At 29.0% G+C, this 965-nt stretch carries 1 protein-coding gene; it reads left to right on the top strand.

Annotated features, from left to right (window positions below):
- Positions 1-29 precede the first annotated feature (29 nt).
- Complete coding sequence (locus ESU54_RS17665; protein WP_111845841.1) at positions 30-764, top strand: hypothetical protein; 735 nt, start codon at positions 30-32, stop codon at positions 762-764.
- Positions 765-965: the final 201 nt, after the last annotated feature.

The following is a 965-nucleotide window of genomic DNA, read 5'->3' on the forward strand; positions in this document are numbered from 1 at the left end:
AACGTTGCCAGTAATTTAAAAATAACGCTATGAAAATAATAAAGTTCCTAATATTAACATTAACAATGGTCTTCTTAATTTCTTGTAACAAAGATGATGACCAAGTTAGAGAAGAGTTACCAGGAATCCCTACAACAATTTCGGGAAATGTTAAAGATTACCATAGATTTATAAATGTAGGGAATTTTGAAATAAAATTAATCAAAGTTTGGTCTTGTCCTGATGGAGGAATTGGCCCGAATTATTGTACGAAATTAATTTCAACTACTAATTCAGATATTAATGGAAATTATCAAATAGATTTTGATTACAACTTACGAAGTGATGAAAGTTATAGAATGGCTTTTAATGAAACTGAAACGAATAATTATTTTTATGAATTTGTAACACCGACTGGAGAATTTTACCGCGACTATGACACATCAAATTTAGTTGAAGGAGAAAATAATATTTTAAATTTAAATGCTTGGTTACCAATTAAAATAAAATTTAATCTTACGGTTTTAAATAATCATACACCACCTTTAAATACTAATATATATTATAACGACAACTCTGACTTTGGTACTCAAGGAACCTACGAAAACTTTAACACGTTTGAAATAAAAGCTAGACCAAATTCAGAAGTAAATATCAAATTCTGGTATATTGAAAACTACACTACAAATAATCCAATTTTTCACTTTGCTCCAACTATTCAATATCAAACCGATGAAACTGAATTAACCGAATTAAGTTATGAAATAGATTGTAATACGTTCTAAAAAACTACTGGCAACAATGTATAAAAAAAATAGGGCAAGTAAGTGCTAAACCCAATGGTTCGGGCATATTTTCGAGGTCGCCAAATCTTTTGATTTGGCTTTTAGAAAAATAAGATAAAACAAAATGCAAAAGATTTGGCTTGTGCATAATCCGAATGGTAATCGCTTATTTACAGCCCTACTTCTTTTATACTAAACGTT

It is taken from the genome of Aequorivita antarctica, assembly GCF_007997155.1.
GTDB classification, from domain to species: Bacteria; Bacteroidota; Bacteroidia; order Flavobacteriales; family Flavobacteriaceae; genus Aequorivita; species Aequorivita antarctica.

Bases quoted from the DNA above. Each gene is read 5' to 3' on its own strand.
- ESU54_RS17665 (WP_111845841.1), top strand. From the start codon at position 30: ATGAAAATAATAAAGTTCCTAATATTAACATTAACAATGGTCTTCTTA.